The sequence below is a fragment of the Rhizobacter sp. P3_B12 genome, assembly GCF_056402895.1.
This window is the reverse complement of record NZ_JBFUGN010001701.1, coordinates 1-624: the sequence shown is the minus strand read 5'-3', so window position 1 is coordinate 624 and position 624 is coordinate 1. Positions and strand designations below refer to the sequence as shown.

Here is a 624-nt window from a genome sequence, read left to right as displayed (position 1 = left end):
ATTCCGGGCCTTCCCAGCCGGTGACCTTGACCCACTTGCCGGGCTCGAGGTCCTTGTAGTGCTCGAAGAAGTGCTGGATCGCCTTCAGGCGCATCTGGTTGATGTCTTCGGGCTTCTGCCAGTGCGTGTAGATCGGCAGCACCTTGTCGATCGGCACCGCGAGCAGCTTGCTGTCGCCGCCGGCCTCGTCTTCCATCTTCAGCACGCCGATCGGGCGGCAGGTGACGACCACGCCGGGCGACAGCGGGAACGGCGTGATCACGAGCACGTCGACCGGGTCGCCGTCGTCGGACAGCGTCTGCGGCACGTAGCCGTAGTTGCAGGGGTAGTGCATCGCGGTCGTCATGAAGCGGTCGACGAACAGCACGCCGCTTTCCTTGTCGACCTCGTACTTGATCGGATCGGCGTTCATCGGGATCTCGATGATCACGTTGAACTGCTCGGGCGCCTTGGCGCCGGGGGGGACTTTGTGCAGGCTCATGGAATTCTCTGGATGAAGAGGCAGGGATCGCGAGGGATAACCCGGATTTTAGCGTTCCACCCGTCCGCTGGAAAACACCATGCAGTGTTTCGTTGCCTTCAAGGCGGGTCATCCCGTAGCATGCGCCGCAGACCCGTCAGGGC

General features: G+C 62.7%; 1 protein-coding gene. It reads right to left on the bottom strand.

The features are described from left to right. On the bottom strand, window positions 1-481 hold a 481-nt coding region (gene ppa, locus AC1D01_RS37760; RefSeq protein ID WP_477875081.1), incomplete at its 3' end, for an inorganic diphosphatase. Window positions 482-624: the final 143 nt, after the last annotated feature.